The organism is Streptomyces sp. NBC_00091 (assembly GCF_026343185.1).
GTDB lineage: Bacteria > Actinomycetota > Actinomycetes > Streptomycetales > Streptomycetaceae > Streptomyces.
The window spans coordinates 2,036,106-2,055,427 of the sequence record NZ_JAPEMA010000001.1 but is presented as its reverse complement, the minus strand read 5'-3'; the positions used below and the strand labels follow the sequence as shown (position 1 = coordinate 2,055,427).

19 protein-coding genes and 2 pseudogenes are annotated in these 19,322 nt (G+C 72.6%); 10 read left to right on the top strand and 11 right to left on the bottom strand.

Annotated elements, in window-relative coordinates:
- Together OOK34_RS09210 and OOK34_RS09205 are read right to left on the bottom strand one after the other, a co-directional pair.
- The gene (locus tag OOK34_RS09210) at positions 1–411 is read right to left on the bottom strand and encodes a hypothetical protein (RefSeq protein ID WP_267033372.1); all 411 of its coding nucleotides are present in this window, start codon (positions 409–411) and stop codon (positions 1–3) included.
- Between the two features lie 268 nt (positions 412–679).
- Positions 680–922, bottom strand: a complete 243-nt coding sequence (locus tag OOK34_RS09205; protein ID WP_267036676.1) for a helix-turn-helix transcriptional regulator — start codon at positions 920–922, stop codon at positions 680–682.
- 314 nt (positions 923–1,236) lie between these two features.
- On the opposite strand from OOK34_RS09205, the gene OOK34_RS09200 reads away from it, so the two are divergent.
- The 3 genes from OOK34_RS09200 (at position 1,237) to OOK34_RS09190 (ending at position 2,938) form a co-directional block, all read left to right on the top strand.
- The gene (locus tag OOK34_RS09200; protein ID WP_267033371.1) at positions 1,237–1,446 is read left to right on the top strand and encodes a hypothetical protein; all 210 of its coding nucleotides are present in this window, start codon (positions 1,237–1,239) and stop codon (positions 1,444–1,446) included.
- A gap of 244 nt (positions 1,447–1,690) precedes the next feature.
- Positions 1,691–2,218, top strand: a complete 528-nt coding sequence (locus tag OOK34_RS09195; protein WP_267033370.1) for an RICIN domain-containing protein — start codon at positions 1,691–1,693, stop codon at positions 2,216–2,218.
- 153 nt (positions 2,219–2,371) lie between these two features.
- Complete coding sequence (locus tag OOK34_RS09190; protein ID WP_267033369.1) at positions 2,372–2,938, top strand: DUF4291 domain-containing protein; 567 nt, start codon at positions 2,372–2,374, stop codon at positions 2,936–2,938.
- Positions 2,939–3,008: 70 nt separating this feature from the next.
- Here OOK34_RS09190 and OOK34_RS09185 read toward each other — a convergent pair whose 3' ends face one another.
- Positions 3,009–3,287, bottom strand: coding sequence for a hypothetical protein (locus OOK34_RS09185; RefSeq protein WP_267033368.1), 279 nt, complete (start codon positions 3,285–3,287; stop codon positions 3,009–3,011).
- Between the two features lie 727 nt (positions 3,288–4,014).
- A complete protein-coding gene (locus tag OOK34_RS09180; RefSeq protein ID WP_267033367.1) occupies positions 4,015–5,223 on the bottom strand; it encodes an acetyl-CoA acetyltransferase in 1,209 nt (402 codons plus the stop codon).
- A 160-nt stretch (positions 5,224–5,383) separates the two neighbouring features.
- On the opposite strand from OOK34_RS09180, the gene OOK34_RS09175 reads away from it, so the two are divergent.
- Positions 5,384–6,625: an acyl-CoA dehydrogenase family protein gene (locus tag OOK34_RS09175; RefSeq protein WP_267033366.1), complete on the top strand. Its 1,242-nt coding sequence runs from the start codon at positions 5,384–5,386 to the stop codon at positions 6,623–6,625.
- Positions 6,625–7,098 (top strand): nitroreductase family deazaflavin-dependent oxidoreductase, encoded by a 474-nt coding sequence (locus OOK34_RS09170; RefSeq protein ID WP_267033365.1) that lies wholly within the window; start codon positions 6,625–6,627, stop codon positions 7,096–7,098. Before OOK34_RS09175 ends, OOK34_RS09170 begins: the two co-directional genes overlap by 1 nt.
- Before the next feature lie 106 nt (positions 7,099–7,204).
- Here OOK34_RS09170 and OOK34_RS09165 read toward each other — a convergent pair whose 3' ends face one another.
- Entirely contained in the window at positions 7,205–7,852 is a 648-nt protein-coding gene (locus OOK34_RS09165; RefSeq protein WP_267033364.1) for a TetR family transcriptional regulator, read from the bottom strand.
- A 293-nt stretch (positions 7,853–8,145) separates the two neighbouring features.
- Here OOK34_RS09165 and OOK34_RS09160 point away from each other — a divergent pair, with 293 nt between their 5' ends.
- The 3 genes from OOK34_RS09160 to OOK34_RS09150 all read left to right on the top strand — a co-directional run bounded on the left by OOK34_RS09160 (position 8,146) and on the right by OOK34_RS09150 (position 12,153).
- Positions 8,146–8,997: a VOC family protein gene (locus OOK34_RS09160; protein WP_267033363.1), complete on the top strand. Its 852-nt coding sequence runs from the start codon at positions 8,146–8,148 to the stop codon at positions 8,995–8,997.
- Between the two features lie 95 nt (positions 8,998–9,092).
- Positions 9,093–11,546, top strand: a complete 2,454-nt coding sequence (locus OOK34_RS09155) for a PQQ-binding-like beta-propeller repeat protein (RefSeq protein ID WP_267033362.1) — start codon at positions 9,093–9,095, stop codon at positions 11,544–11,546.
- Positions 11,547–11,655: 109 nt separating this feature from the next.
- A complete protein-coding gene (locus tag OOK34_RS09150; RefSeq protein ID WP_267033361.1) occupies positions 11,656–12,153 on the top strand; it encodes a peptidylprolyl isomerase in 498 nt (165 codons plus the stop codon).
- Positions 12,154–12,626: 473 nt separating this feature from the next.
- Here OOK34_RS09150 and OOK34_RS09145 read toward each other — a convergent pair whose 3' ends face one another.
- From OOK34_RS09145 to OOK34_RS09135, 3 genes and pseudogenes are all read right to left on the bottom strand, one after another.
- Positions 12,627–13,073: an SRPBCC domain-containing protein gene (locus OOK34_RS09145; RefSeq protein WP_267033360.1), complete on the bottom strand. Its 447-nt coding sequence runs from the start codon at positions 13,071–13,073 to the stop codon at positions 12,627–12,629.
- Between the two features lie 234 nt (positions 13,074–13,307).
- Positions 13,308–13,745: pseudogene (locus tag OOK34_RS09140) on the bottom strand (MarR family transcriptional regulator); the annotation flags it as partial.
- Between the two features lie 120 nt (positions 13,746–13,865).
- A pseudogene (locus tag OOK34_RS09135) lies at positions 13,866–14,063 on the bottom strand (helix-turn-helix domain-containing protein); the annotation flags it as partial.
- 236 nt (positions 14,064–14,299) lie between these two features.
- On the opposite strand from OOK34_RS09135, the gene OOK34_RS09130 reads away from it, so the two are divergent.
- A complete protein-coding gene (locus OOK34_RS09130) occupies positions 14,300–14,971 on the top strand; it encodes a DUF4097 family beta strand repeat-containing protein (RefSeq protein ID WP_267033359.1) in 672 nt (223 codons plus the stop codon).
- Positions 14,972–14,986: 15 nt separating this feature from the next.
- Here the strand turns inward: OOK34_RS09130 and OOK34_RS09125 are convergent, their stop codons facing one another.
- From OOK34_RS09125 to OOK34_RS09115, 3 genes are all read right to left on the bottom strand, one after another.
- Positions 14,987–15,763, bottom strand: a complete 777-nt coding sequence (locus OOK34_RS09125; protein WP_267033358.1) for an enoyl-CoA hydratase/isomerase family protein — start codon at positions 15,761–15,763, stop codon at positions 14,987–14,989.
- The gene (locus OOK34_RS09120) at positions 15,760–16,185 is read right to left on the bottom strand and encodes a Zn-ribbon domain-containing OB-fold protein (protein ID WP_267036674.1); all 426 of its coding nucleotides are present in this window, start codon (positions 16,183–16,185) and stop codon (positions 15,760–15,762) included. Before OOK34_RS09120 ends, OOK34_RS09125 begins: the two co-directional genes overlap by 4 nt.
- Positions 16,186–16,331: 146 nt before the next feature.
- The gene (locus OOK34_RS09115) at positions 16,332–17,483 is read right to left on the bottom strand and encodes a lipid-transfer protein (protein WP_267033357.1); all 1,152 of its coding nucleotides are present in this window, start codon (positions 17,481–17,483) and stop codon (positions 16,332–16,334) included.
- A gap of 92 nt (positions 17,484–17,575) precedes the next feature.
- On the opposite strand from OOK34_RS09115, the gene OOK34_RS09110 reads away from it, so the two are divergent.
- Entirely contained in the window at positions 17,576–19,246 is a 1,671-nt protein-coding gene (locus tag OOK34_RS09110; protein ID WP_267033356.1) for a FadD3 family acyl-CoA ligase, read from the top strand.
- The last annotated feature ends 76 nt before the right edge of the window (positions 19,247–19,322 follow it).

Here is a 19,322-nt window from a genome sequence, read left to right as displayed (position 1 = left end):
TCAGGCGGCACAGGCCCGGAGCTGCGCCGCCAGCTCGCGCTCGTGGTGGGGAAGCCGGTCGGCAACGTTGAGTGCACGCGCGCGGCCCATCGTGTTCGGGCGGGCATCAGCCGCCGCCGCGAATCGACGGGCAACGTGTACGCCCTGTTCGATGTCGCCACCCGCAAGAAGAGCAGCGGCCAGGTCACCGAGGATGACGACGCCCGCGTCGGACAGCTCGCTGCCCAAGCGCCGAGTGGCGGTATCTGCTGCCTCGGCGAGCTCGGGGTGGGCAAGCCGTCCGTGGACAGAAAGCACAAGGGAGTCCATGCGGGCCGGAGTCATGAACCGCACCCATGCCTGTTCCGCCGTGTGGTCGGCGTACTCGTAAGCAGTGTGGGCGCGATCAAGTCCGCGCAGGGCGGCAGTCACGTCGCCGATGGCAGCTGCCTCCTCAGCATGGCGGGCGTGAATCCAGGCTGCGGCGGTGGCATTGCCGGGGCCGCGAACGTGTGTAACGCCTCGACAGGCCTTCGAAGTTGCCGTGCCGTCAGGTGGTGCTCACTGACATGGAGCGCGCCGGCCCGCTTCACCAGGGCGCCGGCCGCATGGGCGTCGACGCGGCTGCCCTTGGCGAGGGCGTGGGCCAGCCGCCCCCACGGCTCACTGGCGACAGCAGCGCCGATGACAGCGCCTCCGATCAGTTTCCGCCGCTCCATGTCGTCCGGCTCCTGTTCTTCCCGGCCTGTCTGATTCCTGCGCCGTGCACGTGCGGCGCCGGCTTCCGTAGGCCGCAAGCCACCGCGATGTGAGCGAGGGTGTGGGTGGTCGGAATGTTCTCGCCGTTCTCGTAGAGGCTGATCTCACGGCGAGTCATGGTGTCCCGGCCGGAGACCGTGTTGATCGCGGCTGCCTGCTGCTCCTGAGTACGTCCGGCCTCCATGCGGAGCCGGAGCAGCAGTTGGCCGAACGGGTCTGTTGGCATGAGTGTCACCACTGTCGGTCGGAGTGGCCACATGATGGCTGCTGAGTTCCCTACAGGTTCCCCCTTGACAGGTTTTTCCCCCGAAGGTTTCCCCTGGGAAGAGGGCTGGCCAGGCAGTGTCATTGCCCCATGACCACATATCGAAGGGGCCCCCGAAACCCGGGACGGCCCCTGGCCAAGCCCGGAGGCCAGGGCTGGGCTCAGCCAGGAACTCCTCGACCGTGCTCGCGTCGGCTGGGAGCGTTTCATCTCATCCATCGAGGGATCGTCCGATGGATGAGCGGTACGAGTACGTTCCGCATCGGCTCCTGCGTCGGCGTGTGCGCGATATCGCTTCCGGTACGGAGGGTGAACTGATGGCCGTGATCAACGAGAACGTTTCGGACTCGGCCCTGCGTGAGCACTGGGTGGAGCTGGCCTACATCCGGGGCGCGTCCGGCCGAGAGTTCACCACCGCAGCTGCCCATGTCGAGGCCGTGTGATCACCACCGACAGGGGGGAGGGCCGCGGCCGGCTCGGCGCCCCGTGGAGGTTGAAGCGCGAGTGCTGCTGCCGCAGTCGAACAGCGCCAGACAGCGACTGACGGTCCGGAGCGGTGGATGACCTTGCGGTTCGACTGAAGGTTCCGTACACCAGTTCGCATGCGCTGCGATCGCGCCAATAAGATCAACTCTCTGTATGTGACCTATCTCTAGGGGGACTTCGGTGAAGCGCTTCTTCGTGCGCATGACGTGCACGTTCGGACTGCTGCTCGGCAGCCTGGCCGCGACGGCCGCGCCTGCCGGGGCGGCTCCGGCCGCCGACTACACGACGGTCACCAACGTGGCCGGCGGAACGTGTCTGGAGATGCCCGGGTGGACCGGCGAGTGGGGTGCCCAGGCCGCGATGTGGGGCTGCACCGGCGGCGACAACCAAACCTGGGTCTTCAACAGCGTGGGCGGTGGCTTCTTCCGGATCGTCAACCGTCACTCCGGCCTGTGCCTGGAGCTGCCGGGCCTGCCGCCGTCGACCTCCAACGGCACGGCGGTCAAGCAGTGGCCGTGCAACAGCGGCCGCAACCAGCTCTGGTGGTTCGACCACTGGCGCAACGTCAACGGCAAGGCCACGGCCGAGCTCAAGAGCGCCTACACCGGGTGCCTGGAGATCACCGGCTGGCAGGCCGGCACGTGGGGCACGGGGGCCCAGCTGTGGAGCTGCAACGGCGGCGACAACCAGCGCTGGGCCTTCGCATCCGACTTCATCTACAACCACTGACGTCCCCGGCCTGAGCCTGGTGCTCCGTCTGGTGGTTTTCCCTGAGGGCGATCCGGCCCTTGCGGAGAACCGCCAGGCGCGGGGCGCGGCGGTGCGCTGGAGGGGCGGAAACCGGGTCGCGGGGGTGATGGGGTGGATGGCAGGGTGCGGGGCATGGCGCCCCAGTATGAGATCCGTGCCGACTACGACGCCCGCACGATCGTGGTCTACCAGGCCTACGCGCCCGCCATCGCTGACGCGGCGCTGCGGGCGGGCCGCTTCGTGGCGCCGTTCTCGTTCCAGCGGATGACGTGGATCAAGCCGTCGTTCATGTGGCTGATGCACCGCAGCAACTGGGGCCGCAAGGCTGGTCAGGAGCGGGTTCTCGCGGTGCGGATGACCCGGGAGGGGTGGGAGGAGGCACTGTCCCAGGCCGTGCTGACGACCTCCGACCCGGCAGCGGTGGCGCAGGCCGCCGTGCACGTTCAGTGGGACCCGGAGCGCTCGCCGCGCGGGGCGGCGCTGAACCACTACAGCATCCAGGTGGGCGTTGGCCGTCATCTCATCCGTACGTTCACCGACGACTGGGTCGTCGGCCTCACCGACCTCACCCCGCAGGTCCGCAAGGCGGCGACCCTGATGCAGACGGGGCAGGCCGCAAAGGCCCAGCGACTGGTTCCCCCGGAGCGCGCCTACCCCCTGCCCCGCGCCCTGGAGCGCCGCCTCGCCTCAGGCGGGTGAACTGGACCACCGTCCGCGCAAGACGCTCGGCTGGGACACCCCAGCCGAGCGCCTGCAGTGGGCATCTGGGTCAGGTGCTGATGGGAGTGGTGAGGGCCGGGGTCCTGACCACCCTTGCGCAGATGGCGTAGACCTTCAGGGTTCCCGGGTTGGTGGTGTCCGTGTTCGTGGCGAACGCCCACCAGGCCTCTCCGCTGATCGGCTGGGTCGAGTGCAGCAGGTACCGCTCGGCGTGCGAGTTGCCCGCGATCACGCTGGCTCCACCGCCGGTCCGCGTTTCGCCGGCCGGGCATGAGGCCATGGCCGAGGCCCTGCCGGGGTAGCCCGCGGAGGCGACAGGAATGGTCACCTCACTCTCCACGACACGCACGATGTCGTCGGCCTGCGCCAGGGTCGCCGACCCCATCACCATTGCCACGGCTGATGCGGCTACGAGACACTTCTTCAGCACGAGATGTTCTGCTTTCTCTCAGTTGCCAAGGGGAGACCTCACACCTGGTGTGAGCCGCCTCAGGTCTATCGGCATGCCGGAGCGAACCTTCGGACGATGTTTCGAAACACGCTCACACGGCCGAAGAGATCCACTCCGTCAGCCGACCCCGGGTCTACCTGAAGACTTTCGAACGATTGCCCTGGATGGCCGTATGCGGCCCGCCCGCCCGATCGAGGCGCAGGGCCAGGACTGACGGCAGAGCCGTTGTGGTGCAGGTATCAGCCGCAGACGGTCGGCAGGCGCTGAGATATGAGGAGCGCGTAGCGATCTGTCGCGCCCCCGAGCCCCGGCCCTGGGCCCTTCCTGGACAGGCCCGGATGCCCGGTATGGCAAGGCCCGGCCCCTCGCCTCATCGCTGAGGCGCCCGTCCCTGTCCCTTGCCCCGTGACCGTTCTTTTGGGGGGTTCTCGGCAGTCTTTCGGCTTTCCGGGGCGGGACGGGCTGTCAAGGGTGGCCGAAGGCCATCGCGAAGCGACGCGACGAAGGAGCGCCCTTGACGGACCGGCCCGACACGGAAGGACGATGGGACTGACGGGAACCCCCCAAACCAGCCCTGACACCGCCCCGCCAATACCCGCCCCCCTCACCCCCGCCCCAGGATCACCGTGCCCGAGGAGCAGAACCAGCCGCCCGTGCCCGAGGCCAGGGCTACCTCCGGGAGGTGGCCGCCGGGTTTGGTGACCTGGCCGGGGCCGGCTTCGCCGCGGAGTTGGCGGACGGCTTCGACCAGGAGGAAGAGGCCGCGCATGCCGGGGTGGCAGGCCGAGAGGCCGCCTCCGTCGGTGTTGACCGGGAGTTCCCCCTCGCGCAGCAGGCGGCCCTTCTCCACGAAGGCCCCGCCCTCCCCCTTGGCGCAGAAGCCGAGGTCCTCCAGGGTCACCAGGGTCATGTACGTGAAGGCGTCGTAGATTTCCGCGAGGTCCACGTCCGCCGGGGTCAGGCCGGCCCGCTCGAAGGCCCGCCGGCCCGAGACGGCCGCCGGGGAGACCGTGAAGTCCTCCCACTCCGACATCGTGGTGTGGGAGACCGAGGTGCCCGAGCCCAGGATCCAGACGGGGGCCTTCGCCGTGTCCGGTACGTAGTCCTCCGCCGCCAGCAGCACCGCGCAGCCGCCGTCCGAGCGGATGCAGCAGTGCAGCTTGGTGAAGGGGTCGGCGATGGGCTCGGAGGTCAGGACGTCGTCCACCGTGATGGGGTCGCGGAACATCGCGTCCGGGTTGGTGGCCGCGTTCGCCCGGGCCTGGACGGCCACCGAGGCGAGCTGCTCGAGGGTCGTCCCGTACTCGTGCATGTGGCGGCGGGCGGCCATGGCGTACTTGGCGACCAGCGTGTGGCCGTACGGGACCTCGAACTGGAGGGGGCCGCGGGCTCCGAAGGAGAGGTTCGAGGTGCGGCGGCGGGCCTTGATGTCCGCGCGGGCGGTGGATCCGTAGACCAGCAGGACGGCGTTGGCGTGCCCCGCGGCGATGGCGTCCGCCGCGTGGGCCGCCATGACCTCCCAGGTCGAGCCGCCGACCGAGGTGGAGTCGACCCAGGTGGGCCGCAGCCCGAGGTACTCGGCCACCTCCACCGGGGCGAGGACGCCGAGGCCGGCCGAGGCGAAGCCGTCGATGACGGAGCGGTCCAGGCCGGAGTCGGCCAGCGCGCGGCGGGCGGCCTGCGCGTGCAGGGCGTAGGGGGTCGGGCCGTCCACGCGGCCGCAGTCCGAGAGTGCGACGCCGACCACCGCGACCCGGCGGCGGGGGCGGGGGAGGGGTTCGGGCGCGGGTCCGGAGAGGTGTCCAGGCAGCATGGAGGGACCGTACAGCTGACGGTACGTCAGCTGCTACCCCCCCCCGGGTCCCCGCCCCGCCCCCCTCCGCCCCGGGCTCCCCGCCCCCGCCCGCCCCCTGTGCATCTCATCCCCGCCGCCCTAACATGACGCCCCGTCAGATATGGGGAGGAGCCCGACGATGGATGCCGCCTTCACCGCGGAGCAGGACGAGATGCGCCGTACCCTGCGCGAGATCCTGGGCAAACGCTGCGGTCCGGACGAGGTCAAAGCCGCCGTCCGCACCGCCGCCGGACACGACCGCGAGCTGTGGCAGCAGCTCTCCCGGCAGCTCGGCCTGCCGGGCATCGCCGTCGCCGAGGAGTACGGCGGCGTCGGCTGCGCCCCCGGCGACCTCGCCCTGGCCTGCGAGGAGACCGGCCGCGTGCTGCTGCCCTCCCCGCTGCTGGCCACCGCCGCCCTCGCCGCCCCGCTGATCGGCGCCCTCGGCACCGCCGCGCAGCGCACCGCCCTGCTGCCCCCGCTCGCGGCCGGCGAGCTGACGGCCGCCCTCGCCGTACCCGGCCCCGCCCTGGCCACCGCCCTCGCCCTGACCGGCGACAACACCCCCGGCGACTGGGCCGGCGGGGGCCGCGCGGGCGGGGTGCAGGCGCACCGAGCCGCGGACGGCTGGCGGCTGTACGGGGAGGTCGCCCAGGTGCTCGACGGGCACAGCGCCGGGCTGCTCGTCGTCGCGGCGCACACCGGCGGCTTCGCCCGCAGCCGGACCCTGCTGTTCCTCGTGCGGGAGGACGCGCCCGGCCTCGTACGGGCCCGGCAGACCACCCTCGACGAGACCCGCCCGCAGGGCCGGATCCAACTGCGGGACGTCACCGCCGAGTTGCTGGGCGAGGGTGATGGCGATGGCGACGGCGAGGGGCCGGACCCGCTCGGCGCGCTCGCCGCCACCGGGCGGGGCGCGGCCACCGTCCTCGCCGCCGAGGCGGTCGGCGCGGCCGACCGGGCGCTGGCCCGCACCGTGGAGTACGTACGCCAGCGCGAGCAGTTCGGCCGGGCCGTCGGCTCCTTCCAGGCGGTCAAGCACCGGCTCGCCGACCTCTACGTACAGGTCCAGGCGGCCCGCTCCGCCGCCTACTACGCCGCCTGGGACCCGCGCCAGGGCGGCCTCGCCCTCGCCCAGGCCCTGGAGGCCCTGCGGACCACCGCGGGCGAGGCGATCCAGCTGCACGGCGGCATCGGCTTCACCTGGGAGCACGACGCCCACCTCTACTTCAAGCGGGCGGCCGCCGACGAGCTGCTCTTCGGCCCCGTCCACCGGCTCCGCGCGCACGCCGCGCAGCGCGCCGGGCTCTTCGACCTCACCGACCCGTCCGCGACACCGTCCGCGGCACCGTCCGCGACACCAGAGAGGGTGGCCGTCTGATGGCTCCCGGCGTCAAGCTGATGCAGAAGGTCTCCTCGACCCTCCTCTTCGCCAAGATCGCACCCCACTTCATCCCCGCCATGGACAAGGCCGTACACCGGCTGACCCGTGGAAAGGTGCTGCTCAGCGCCCAGATGCTGCCGGGGGTGATCCTCACCGCCAAGGGCGCCAGGACGGGTGAGCCGCGCACCACACCGCTCGCGTGCATGCCGGAGGACGGAGGCGTGAGCTGGCTGCTGATCGGCTCCAACTTCGGCCGCCCCGGCCACCCGGCCTGGACCGGGAACCTGCTCAAGCACCCGGACGCGGACGTGAGCTGGCAGGGGCAGGACATCGCCGTACGGGCCCGGCTGCTGGAGGGGGCCGAGCGGGCGGCGGCGTGGCAGGCGGTACTGAGGTTCTGGCCGCCGTACGCGACGTACCAGGCGCGCGTCGAGCGCGAGATCAGGCTGTTCCGGCTGGAACGGCGCTGATCACCGGAGAACGGCGCTGATCGCCGTCACGGTCACAGCTGTGGGGCGGGCGGGCGGGTGGACGGGCGGACGGGCGAGACCGGCGGACCCTCCAGGGGGTCCGCCGTCACTTGGTCGGCTTCTTCCCGGTGATGCCCAGGTGCACGAGCAGCGCCAGGTTCGGCCTGAGTTCGGCCTGCTTGACGCCCCAGGTCTGGAAGCCCTTCTGGTGCGAGGCGACCGCGGCCAGCATCGCGACCAGTGAGCCGGCCATCGCCGCCGGGCTGAGTTCCTTGTCGACCTTGCCCTTGGCCTGGAGCTCCTTCATCGACTCCGTAAGGGAGTTGGTGACGGAGTTCAGGATCTTCATGCGGATCTTGTAGAACCGCTTGTCGCCCTCGGCCGCGCCGAGGTCGACGACCCGCAGGATCGCGTCGTTGCGCCGCCAGAACTCCAGGAAACCCTCGACGAGTTCCTCGGCGGCCGCCCAGCCGGCCTTGCCGACCCAGTTGCGGCCCTCGACGAGCGCCGTCAACTGCGCGCCCTCCGTGGCCATTTCTTCGGCGATCTCCAGGACGGCACCCTCGACGTCCGGGAAGTACTGGTAGAAGGTCGCGGGGGAGGTGCCGGCCTTGCGCGCGACGTCGATCACCTTGACGTCGCGGTACGGCGAGGAGCTGAGCATCTCGCTGAGGCAGTCGAGCAGCTTCTGCCGCGTCGCCTGGCCGCGCCGGCCGGCGACACGCCCGTCGACGGTGCGTACTTGTCCTGTCATGCCGTCAGCTTACCGAGGGGGGATCGGCGCGCTATTCGGCCGCCTGCAAATGGGGTTATGCGGTCGCCGACCTGGACGGAAGCGCCCCTGCCGGGGTCCCGGCGGCGGATTCCGGCCGGTCCGCACCCACCCGCCCCGCCCGCCCCGCACCCTTCCGTACCGTGGCGTATCCCCCGAATAGTCTTATCAACAGGCTGTGGACAAGTTTTCGGGCGGACCATGGCTGATGGGGATGAAAGGCGTGCTGCCCGGACAAGCCTCGCAAAACTCGCACGACGGAAGGAACCCACCCCATGGCCGCAGCCGCAGCCCCAGCCGCAGCCGCATTCGCGGAAGGCTCGCCCTGCTGGGTCGACGCCTCGCTCCCGGACGTCGAGGCGGGCAAGCGCTTCTACGGTGAGCTCTTCGGGTGGACCTTCGGCGACAGCGCGGGACCCGCATACGGCCACTACACCCAGGCCTACAGCCGCGGCCGCAACGTCGCCGCCCTCGCCCCCAAGCCCGACGGCCGCATGCCCACCGTCTGGGGGGTGTACCTGTACACCTCCGACGCCTACGCCTGCGCGGCCCGCATCCGCGCCGCCGGCGGCCAGATGGTCATGGACCCGCAGCCCGTCGGCCCCTACGGCATCGCCGCGATGGCCGCCGACCCCGGCGGGGCCGTCTTCGGCCTCTGGCAGCCCGGCACCCACCACGGCTTCGACGCCCAGCAGGAGCCGAACACGTACTGCTGGGCCGAGGTCTACACCCGGGCCCGCGACGCCGTCGACGTCTTCTACGCCAACGTCTTCGGCTACGTCCCGCAGGACCAGGACGACCCCGAGAGCGACGTCGAGTACCGCCTGTGGTCCCCGCCCGGCAGCCCGCCCGGCCCCGACACCGCCGTCCTGGGGCGCAGCCTGATCACCGACGCCTTCCCGGAGATCATGCCGGCGCACTTCCTCGTCTACTTCGCCGTGCCGGACTGCGACCGGAGCATCGCGACGGTGCAGCGGCTCGGCGGGCGCGTCACCGCCGATCCCTTCGACACGCCGTACGGGCGGATCGCGGTCGTCGCCGACAATCAGGGGGCCGTCTTCGCGCTCCTGTCGGAGCCGCGCGCGAATGCACACCCGGAGCCGGGGCCGGACCAGGCGCGGGCCTGACAGAATCGGGTCGGACCGGTGCGCGCGCCGGTGGATGGCGCGCACGGGTGGAAGCGGGTCCGGCAGGGGCCCGTACGGGGAGGTAGTGGAGGCGAGTGGTGGAGCAGCTGACGCAGCACGACCCGAGACGGATCGGCCCCTTCGAGGTGCTGGGACGGCTCGGCGCCGGCGGCATGGGGCTGGTCTATCTCGCACGGTCGGCGTCCGGACGCCGGGTCGCGATCAAGACGGTGCGCACCGAACTCGCCGAGGACCAGCTGTTCCGGGTGCGGTTCACCCGCGAGGTGGAGGCCGCGCGCGCCGTCTCCGGCTTCTACACCGCGGCCGTCGTCGACGCCGACCCGCGCGCCGCCGTGCCCTGGCTGGCCACCGCGTACGTCCCGGCGCCCTCCCTCGAGGAGATCGTCAACGAGTGCGGGCCGATGCCCGCCCAGGCCGTACGGTGGCTCGCGGCCGGGATCGCCGAGGCGCTGCAGTCCATCCACGGGGCGGGCCTGGTCCACCGCGACCTGAAGCCGTCCAACGTGCTCGTCGTCGAGGACGGCCCCCGCGTGATCGACTTCGGCATCGCGAGCGGGGTGTCCAACACCCGCCTGACCATGACGAACGTCGCCGTCGGCACCCCCGCCTACATGTCGCCCGAGCAGGCGAAGGACTCGCGCAGCGTCAAGGGCGCCAGCGATGTCTTCTCGCTCGGCTCCACCCTCGTCTTCGCGGCGACCGGGCACCCGCCGTACCACGGGGCGAACCCGGTCGAGACGGTGTTCATGCTGCTGCGCGAGGGCCCCAACCTGGAGGGGCTCCCCGACGAGCTGCGGCCGCTGATCGACTCCTGCATGCAGATGGACGCCACCCAGCGCCCGACCCCCGCCGACCTCCAGGCGCAGCTCGCCCCGCACCTGTTCGACGGCGGCGACGACAGCGGGACGGCCTCGGCGTGGCTCCCGGAGCGGGCCGTCGCGATGATCGAGGCCCGCCGCGCGGGGAACCGTACGGCGTCCACCCCGGCCCCCGTGGTCCCGGCCCCCGGGCGTTCCCCGGCGCCGCCCCCCGGCCCCGCCACGCACCGCCGGCCCCCGCGCGGCGCCGCCGACCCGTGGATGGACCCGCGCACCGGGCAGGCCGCGCCGCCGCGCCCGGACCGCCCGCCGCTGACCCCGCCCCCCGGTCCGGCGCCGGTGCCGGTGTCCTCGATGCCCGGGATGCCCGTCCGGCTCGGCGGCTCCCCGGTGCCGATCGGGCCCGGCCCGCGCGCCACGGCCTCCGCCCCGGCCTCCGCCCCCGCCGGGCACGCCGCCGCGGACTCGGCGACGGGCTGGGTGCGTCCGCCGGGCGGCTCCCCGGCGTCGGCCGCCGCCCCGGCCGCGGCCCCGGTGGCCACGCCGTCGGTGCCGGGTCCCGGCCCGTCCCCGGACAGCGGGCGCTGGCGGCCGTGGCGCTTCCGCATGTCCAACGAGGTGTGGGGGACCCCGACGGTCGCGGGCGACCTGCTGTACGTCACCTCCTTCGAGGTGCACGCCCTGGACGTCGGCAGCGGCCGGCGCCAGTTCAAGACGCGGGACGTCGCCTGGTCCATGACCGTCGCCGACGGCCGCATCCACGCCTCCGACGGGCCCTCCCTGTACGCGCTCGACGCCGCCGACGGCTCCGAGCGGTGGCGGCTGTCCACCGAAGCCTGGGTGTACGCGCTGCGCGCCGAACGGGGCACCGTCATCACCGCCACGCGCGGCGGCGGGGTCCAGGGCTGGGAGGCCTCCAACGGGCAGAAGCTGTGGGAGCTGAGCGGCGCGCAGTCCGACTTCGAGACCCCGGAGGCGGCCCCCGTCCTCCACGAGGGCACCGTCTACGTCTGGCAGGACGCCCGGCTGCGCGCGCTCGACGCCCGCTCCGGGCAGGAGGCCTGGTCGTACCCGGTCGGCGACGCGGCCTCCTGCGGCAACGTCCCGGTCCGCGTGACGCCCGCCGCCGACGGCAACGTCTACGTCGTGGCCGGCACCCGCGTGCTCTCCGTCGACCGGGCCTCGGGCCGGGTCCGCTGGCACTTCGAGGCCCCCGCGGTGTTCCTCGCGCCCCCGGCCTTCGCCCCCGGCCCGGCGGTCACCGGCGGCGGGGTCTACCTCGCCGACTACCTGGGCACCGTCTACGCCCTGGACGCGGCCACCGGCAAGGACCGCTGGCGCATCGCCACCGAGCCCCGCCCGGCTGCGGACCCGGTCCTGGTGGCGGGCGGCAGCGTCCACCTGGGCGCGGGCAGCGCCCTGTACACGCTCGACGCGGTCACCGGCACCCCGAAGTGGCGGTTCGCGGCGGGCGGCGAGATCACCGGCCCCCCGGTGGTCGCGGACGGCCGCGTCCACTTCGGCTCCGCCGACCACTGCCTCTACACCCTGGACGCGGCGGGCGGCCAGCTCCGCTGGAAGCTGGCCACGGGCGGCGAGATCACCGGCGCCCCGGTGGCGGAGGCGGGCGTGGTGTACGCCTGCAGCAAGGACCGCTGCGTCTACGCCCTGGACGCCGCCAAGGGCACAGGCACCCGCACGGGCGCCTGAACCACCCCCCGGCCCCCGCCCCGCCAGGCGGGGGCCGCGCGAACGCGCCAACGGCGGGTCCCGGCCCCGCCGGGGTGCGGTTCGTACCGGGAGTGACAGGATGGGACCCATGAGCAACGTTTACTTCGACATCAACATCGACGGCGCCCCCGCCGGCCGCATCGTCTTCGCCCTGTTCGACAAGGTCGTCCCGAGGACGGCCCGGAACTTCCGCGAGCTGGCCACCGGCCAGAACGGCTACGGCTACGCCGGCTCGGGCTTCCACCGCGTCATCCCCCAGTTCATGCTCCAGGGCGGTGACTTCACCAACCACAACGGCACCGGCGGCAAGAGCATCTACGGCGCGAAGTTCGAGGACGAGAACTTCGACCTGAAGCACGACCGCAAGTACCTGCTGTCGATGGCGAACGCCGGCCGCAACACCAACGGCTCGCAGTTCTTCATCACCACCGTCCTCACCCCGTGGCTGGACGGCAAGCACGTCGTCTTCGGCGAGGTCGTCGAGGGCCAGGACGTGGTCGACAAGATCGAGGGCCTGGGCTCCGCGTCCGGCACCACCCGCAGCAAGATCGAGATCGCCGCCTCCGGCGTCGTCGACGCTGCCTGATCCACCCGACCGCGAAGCCCAGGACCACGGCCCCGGCGAGCGCCATCAGCAGCCGCGAGCGCCGCAGGACCGCGGCCAGCGTGAGCAGCGCCGCTAGGAGGCACGGCAGCAGGAGGGAGCCCAGCAGCGCGGCCTTGTCGGTGGTGATGCCGGAGCCGGAGAACAGCTCCTCGATCCGGTAGTCGCGCCCGAGACGGCCGTCGTACCAGGCACGGAAGGGGCTCCAGACGGCGGCCGTCGCTCCGATCAGACCCATGAGCGAGCCGATTGCGTTGCGGATCATGCCCGGCCCTCCGGGGTAGGGGTCGTGATCCCGACGCTACGCCCGGGCCCCTGGCCCCGCACGCCGGACGGAGTCCGGCGCAGCGGCCCGAAGCCCGCGAGGCCCCCCGGGGCCGAGGGGTGCGAGGGGTGCGTGAGGAAGCGGTCGCTACGCCCGGGCCCGGGGGACCGCACGCTGGCCGGAGCCCGCTTCAGCGCGGGGTGCGGGCCGATTCGACGCGGGTGCGCAGGGCCGCGTTCATCGCGGTGATGTTGCGGGCGGTCCCCGCGAGCCGTTCGCCGAGGAAGGGGACCAGCAGGCCGCGGAAGCGCTTCCCGTGCTCCAGCCGGGTGGTGCGGCCCGGGCCCTCGGAGAGGCGCAGGAAGTGCTCGCCGTCGAGGAGCCCGCGGACGAGGAAGTGCCCGGCCCAGCGGAGCTCGGCGCCGGGCACGGACACCACGACCGTCGGCCGGGAGGTCGTCGGCCTCCCCGACTCCGGGTACATCGTCAGGGTCAGCCGCCCGCCGGGCACCACCTCGCCGGCGGCCTGCCGGATGAAGGGGTTCCAGGTGCAGTAGCGGGGCAGGTCCGCCAGGACCTCCCAGACCTCTTCGGGTGTCGCGTCGATCGTGACCTCGGTGGCGATGGTGGTGCGCACAGGTGCCGTGCTCCTCGTGGTGGTTCGTTGCCACCGAAGGGACGCGGTACGGGTGCGGTTCGCCGCCGGGTTCGGTGCTCGGGATGCAACCACGGATTTCGGTGGCGCAGCCCGGGCGGAGGGGAGTCTTCGCTGGTGGCGCAGAGAATGGAGCAACGCGTTCCGGGTGCGGGGTGGTGAATGCCGAAACGTCCGGCGGGAGCCCGGGGTCGCGGCGGGCTTCGGGCCGGCCGCCTATCCCCGGTCCGCGTCCGGCCCGGAGGCGCCGTCCGGGGCCGTCTCGGGCTTCGTGTGGAGGATCTCGCGGGCCTGGTCCGCGGCGCGGGCGATGTTCTCGGAGACGAAGGTGACGAAGCGGGCGATGTTCTCCAGGCGGACGGCGGCCGGGGTGCCGTGGCCGAGTACCGGGACGCCCTGCCGGGCGATGTCCGCGAGGTGGGCGGTGGCGCGGGCACTGGCCATCATCGACTGGTAGTGGACGTCGTCGTCGACGACGTAGCGCTCGCGGCGGCGTTCGTCGCGTTCCCGGCGGACGAGGCCCTGGCTCTCGAGGAACGTGATCGCCTTGGAGACGGACGCCGGGCTGACCTGGAGGCGCTGGACGAGTTCGGAGGCGGTGAGGGTGCCGGAGTCGGTGGTGTAGAGGCTGGCGAGCACCCGGGCCGTCATATTGGGCAGGCCCGACTGCATGAAGACGGTCGCGAACGTCTCCTCGTACGCGCGCACGGCCTCGCCGTCGCGCCCGTGGGCCTGCGGGGGCGCGCTGGGGTCCCGGGGCGCGGCGCGCTTGCGGCGGTGGGCGCGCTGTTCGGTGGCGCGGTGGGCCAGGTCGGCGCGGTAGGCGGTGGGGCCGCCGTTGCGCATCACCTCACGGGTGACCGTCGAGGTGGGGCGGTCGAGACGTCTGGCGATCTCCGCGTAGGCGAGGTCGTCGGCCAGCCCCAGAGCGATCTGCTGGCGTTCCTGCTGAGTGAGCCTGCCTCCCGGCACGGTGATCTCCCTTGACGCTTGCTTGCGGTGCCGCCAGCATAGCGTTCATTTTCCATCCAATGCAACGAGCGGGCGACTGATGTTGCGTTGAAATCAGAACTCTTGCAACGATGTGATGGCCCTGAGCTGCGCATATGCAGTTCTGATGCAACGAACTTGTTGCTCTGTCATTGAACACAACGTAGCTTTTCCATCGTCAGAAACAAGCGCAGCGAAACGAAGCGAAGGAAAGCATCATGCAGAAGTTCGACACCACCGCCCCGGTCTCCGCCGTCCTCGACATCCCCGCCGGCCGCGTCCGGTTCATCGCCGCCGACCGGGCCGACACCACGGTCGAGGTCCTGCCGGCGGACGCCTCGAAGGGCCGCGACGTGAAGGCCGCGCAGCAGACCACCGTCGACTACCGCGACGGCGTCCTGCGGATCAAGGGCGGACCGGCGAAGAACCAGCTCCTCGGCAACTCCGGTGCCGTCGAGGTCACCGTCCAGCTGCCCGCCGGCTCCCGCGTCGAGGCGAAGGCCGCCAGCGCGGAGTTCCGGGGCGTCGGCCGCCTCGGCGACGTCGCCTTCGAGGCCGCGCACGGCACGGTCAAGCTCGACGAGGCCGTGAGCGCCCGCCTCACCCTCCAGGCCGGCGACGTCGAGGTCGGCCGCCTGGGCGGTCCCGCGGAGATCAGCACCCAGAAGGGCGACCTCCGCATCACCGAGGCCATCGCCGGCACGATCACGCTGCGCACCGAGCACGGCGGGATCTCGGTCGGCGCCGCCCGCGGGACCTCCGCCACCCTCGACGCCGGCACCGGCTACGGCCGCATCCACAACACCCTCGGCAACACCGATGGCCCCGCCGCCGCCCTGAACATCCACGCCACCACCGCTTACGGCGACATCACCGCCCGCAGCATCTGACGCACCGTGGACCGGTCACCGCAGACGGAACTGCGACCCCGGCCGCCGGGACGCGAAGAGCTCCGCCTGCCGCTCCGGCGTCAGGTTCCCCAGCGCGATCAGCGCCGGCGCCTGGTCCAGGGCCTGGCGCAGCGCGGCCCGCTTCGCCGACCACAGGGCCCGTACGGTGCCCTGTACGCCCTCCGTCGGGAACCCCGCCAGGGTCTCGGCCGAGCGCAGCGCCGCCCCGAGGAGTTCCCCGGGCTCGGCCAGCTCGGAGACCAGCCCGATCTCGTACGCCCGGCGCGCGGAGAGCCGTTCCGCCGTGCCCATCAGGGACATCCGGGCGGCCTCGCCGAAGGGCATCCGCTGCGCCATGTACACGGCCTCGTAGGCGCTGACCATCCCGTAGGCGGTGTGCGGGTCGAAGTACGTGGCGCTCGTGGAGGAGACGATGAACTCCGCCTCGCCCAGCAGGTAGAAGGCCCCGCCGCAGGCCATGCCGTTGACGGCGGCGATCACCGGCTTCCACAGGTCGTTCGCCTTCGGCCCGATGGCGATCAGCGGGTCGTCTACGGAGTACGGGGAGGCCGGCTGCGGCACCTGCGCCGACCGGTCGATCCCGGTGCAGAAGGCGGCCGTGCCCGCGCCGGTCACCACCGCCGCCCGCACGTCCTCGTCGAAGCGCAGCTCCCGCCACACCGCGGCCAGCGCGGCCGCGGTCTCCAGGTCGATCGCGTTGTGCCGGTGCTCCCGGTCCAGGGTGACGACCGCGACCCCGGTCGTCTTGTCCCGCTCCACCCGCAGCGTCACGGCTTCTCCAGGACCCAGCGCGGCACGCTCATGCCGCCGCTCTCGGTGAAGACCACCTGCACCCGGGCGCCGATGCGCAGCCGGGCCGGGTCCACCGAGTTCAGCGGGGCGTCGGCCGAGGCGACCAGGTTCCCGGCCAGCCGGATCCCCGGCGCGTCGGCGAGCTCCACGAGGATGACGTTGTACGGGGCCTGCGCGGCGTACGCGGGCAGCAGTGGCGGGTGCGGCCGGACGTAGGACCAGATCCGGCCCCGGCCGCTCACCGGGCGCCACTCGCTGTCGAAGGACTGGCAGTGCGGGCAGCAGGGTCGCGGGGGGAAGCGCAGGCGGCCGCAGGCGGTGCAGGCCTGGACGCGGAGTTCGCCTTGGGCGGCGTACGCCCAGAAGGGGGCGCCGTCCTCGTCGGGGACGGGCAGCAGCAGTCCGTCGGCGGCGGCGTCCGCCGGCGCGGTCGGCGCGGCCGGCGCGGTCGGCGCGGCCGGCGCGGTCGGCGCGGCCGCCGGGGTCGCCGGGGTCGTCGCGGTCGGCGTAGTCGGCGCGGTCGGTACGGTCGTCATGGGTCGGCTCCTCACACGCGCAGCAGGATCGCGGACGTGGGTACGCCCTCGCCCGCCGTCACCAGGCAGGTCGCGGCGTCCGGCACCTGGGCGGTGGAGGTGCCGCGCAGTTGCTTGACGCCCTCGTTGATCAGGTTGAAGCCGTGCACGTAGGCCTCGCTCAGCCCGCCGCCGCCGGTGTTGACCGGGAGCCGGCCGCCGATCTCCAGGGCCCCGCCCTCGGTGAAGGCGGCGCCCTCGCCGCGCCCGCAGAAGCCGTAGCCCTCGAGGGAGAGCGGGATCAGGGGGGTGAAGGCGTCGTAGATCTGGGCGACGTCCACGTCCGCGGGCCCGAAGTCGGCCTGCTTCCACAGGTGGCGGGCGGCGGTCCAGGCGGGGCCGGTCAGCGGGTCGTCGTTCCAGTAGTTGACCATCCCGTGGTGCTGGGCGGGCAGCCCCTGGGCGGCGGAGTGCACGTAGACGGGCTTCTGGCGGCAGTCGCGGGCGCGTTCGGCGGAGACGATCACGCAGGCGAGCGCCCCGTCGGTCTCCAGGCAGTTGTCGAACAGGCAGAGCGGCTCGCTGATCATGCGGGAGGTCATGTACATCTCGCGGGTCAGCGGGCGTTCGTACATCATCGCGGCGGGGTTCTCGTTGGCCCGGTTGCGGCAGGCCATCGCGACGTTGAAGAGGTGGTCGCGGGTGGCCCCGTACTCGTGCATGTAGCGGCGCGCCAGCATGCCTATCTCGTCGGCGGGGCGCAGCAGCCCGAAGGGGCGGGTCCACTGGCCGGGGGTGGGGAGCTGGACGGCGGTGTTCTTCCAGGGGCGCGGCCCGGAGCCGCGTTTTCTGGAGCGCCAGGCGACGCCGACGGTGGCCTGGCCGGTGGCGATCGCGGCGGCGAGGTGGCCGACGGTGGCGCAGGAACCGCCGCCGCCGTAACCGATCTTGGAGAAGAAGGTGACGTCGCCGGCGCCGATGGCCTTGGCGACCTCGACCTCGTCGGTCTCCTCCATCGTGTAGGAGGCGAAGGCGTCGACCTCGGCGGGCGCGATGCCGGCGTCGGCGAGCGCCGCGAGGACGGCCCGGCAGGCCAGTTCCTTCTCGGACGACGGCAGGTTTTTGGCAAAGGCGGTCTGGCCGATGCCGACGATTGCCGTAGCGTCCTTGAGCGTTGCCGCCATCGCCACCTCCGGTTGCACCAGTACTGACAGCCGCGAAGGCTACAGCTAATCTGACGGATAGTCAGCTACTGGGATCCTGGGAGGGGCGGGCGATGGAAGAGGGCGCGGGCGCCGAAGGTTTCGCACACGACGCGGGAGCGGCCCCCGGAGCCGGCTCCGCCGACCCCCGGGGCGACCTGCGCTGGGCCACCGTCGGCGGGCTCGTACGCGACGCCGCCGAGCGGTACGGCGACCGCGAGGCCGTCGTCGACGGCCGGGTCCGGATCACCTACGCCGAGCTCGGCGCCCGCGTCGAACGGGCCGCCGCGGCCTGCCTCGCCGCCGGAACCGAACCCGGCGACCGGGTCGCCGTCTGGGCGCCCAACACCCTCGAGTGGATCGTCTCCGCCCTCGGCGCCGTCTCCGCCGGAGCGGTGCTCGTCCCCCTCAACACCCGCTTCAAGGGCACGGAAGCCGCGTACGTCCTCCGGCGCAGCCGGGCCCGCCTGCTGTTCGTCACCGGCACCTTCCTCGGCACCTCCTACGTCGCCTCCCTGCGCCGCGCCGCCGCCGAGGGCCCCGGAACCGGGCCGCTGCCCGCACTGCCCCACCTGGAGCAGGTCGTCGTCCTCGCCGACGACGCCCCCGACGCCTTCCGCACCTGGAAGGAGTTCCTCGCCGACGGGGACGCGGTCCCCGCCGCGGCCGTCCGCGCACGCGCCGACGCGATACGCCCCGACACCCCCTCCGACATCATCTTCACCTCTGGCACCACCGGCAGCCCCAAGGGCGCCGTCATCACCCACGCCCAGACCCTGCGCTGCTACGCCGTGTGGAGCGAGCTCGCCGGACTGCGCGAGGGCGACCGCTACCTGATCGTGAACCCCTTCTTCCACACCTTCGGCTACAAGGCCGGGATCATCGCCTGCCTGATGCGCGGCGCCACGATGGTCCCCCAGCCCGTCTTCAACGTCGACACCGTCATGGCCAACATCGCCGCCGAGCGGATCTCCGTACTCCCCGGGCCGCCGACCCTCCACCAGTCCCTCCTCGACCACCCCCAGCGCGCCCAGCACGACCTGTCCGCCCTGCGCCTGGTCGTCACCGGCGCCGCCGTGGTCCCCCTCCAGCTGGTCGAACGGCTCCGCGCCGAACTGCGCATCGCCACCGTCCTGACCGCGTACGGGCTCTCCGAGGCCGGCGGCTTCGTCACCATGTGCCGCCGCGACGACCCGGCCGAGGTCGTCGCCGCCACCTCCGGGCGGGCCATCCCCGACACGGAGGTACGCGTCACCGGCCCGGACGGGGCCGCCCTCCCGGCCGGTGCGGCCGGCGAGGTCCGGGTCCGCGGCCACCACGTCATGCGCGGCTACTTCGAGGACCCCGAGGGCACGGCCGACGCCATCACCCCCGAGGGCTGGCTGCGCACCGGCGACGTCGGCGTCCTCGACGCCGCCGGCAACCTGCGCATCACCGACCGGATCAAGGACATGTTCATCGTCGGCGGCTTCAACGCCTACCCCGCCGAGATCGAGCAACTTCTCGGCCTGCACCCGGACATCGCCGACATCGCGGTGGTCGGCGTCCCCGACCCCCGGCTCGGCGAGGTCGGCAAGGCGTACGCGGTCCGCCGCCCCGGCTCCACCCTCACCGCCGACGACCTGATCGCCTGGTCCCGCCGGGAGATGGCCAACTACAAGGTGCCCAGGGAGGTGGAGTTCCTCCCCGCCCTCCCGCGCAACGCCGGCGGCAAGGTCCTGAAGACGGAGCTCAGGAAGCGCTGACCACCCCGACCCGCCCCGGACCCGCCCCGCCCGACCGCCCCGACTCGCCCCGGACCCGCCCCTGACCACCCCCGCG